1 protein-coding gene and 1 pseudogene are annotated in these 466 nt (G+C 66.3%); both read left to right on the top strand.

The features are described 5' to 3' along the window. The coding region (gene rimI / locus RNC47_RS36605) for a ribosomal protein S18-alanine N-acetyltransferase (protein WP_311605179.1) at positions 1-246 on the top strand (246 nt) is incomplete at its 5' end. Beyond that, positions 243-466 (top strand): annotated as a pseudogene (locus RNC47_RS36600) (hypothetical protein); the annotation flags it as partial. The gene rimI and the pseudogene RNC47_RS36600, both read left to right, overlap by 4 nt.

The raw sequence follows: 466 nt of genomic DNA, 5'->3' as shown, positions 1-466 counted from the left end.
ATTCACACCATCGGCGTGGACCCCGAGTTCCAGGGGCAGGGGATCGGGCGTCGGCTGCTCGACGACTTGCTCCACTTCGCTTCGGGCGGAACGGTTTTCCTGGAGGTTCGCACCGACAACGAACCGGCCATCGCGCTGTACGAGAGTGTCGGATTCGTCAACATCGGCCTGCGCAAGCGGTACTACCGTGCCAGCGGGGCCGACGCCTACACCATGCAACGCCTTCCCCAAGGGGACCCGAAGTGATCATCTTGGCCATCGAAAGTTCTTGTGACGAAACGGGAGTCGGCATCGCCGACCTCGCCGAAGATGGGACGGTGCGGCTGCTCGCCGACGAAGTCGCCTCCAGCGTCGACGAGCACGCCCGGTACGGCGGCGTCGTTCCCGAGATCGCTTCGCGCGCGCACCTGGAAGCACTGGGGCCGACCATGCGCCGTGCCCTGGACACCGCGGGCATCGAGCGGCC

Source organism: Streptomyces millisiae, from assembly GCF_031845425.1.
In the GTDB taxonomy this organism is placed as follows: Bacteria; Actinomycetota; Actinomycetes; order Streptomycetales; family Streptomycetaceae; genus Streptomyces; species Streptomyces millisiae.
Note: the sequence above shows the minus strand (reverse complement) of the source record. Positions and strands in the feature narration are given on the sequence as shown.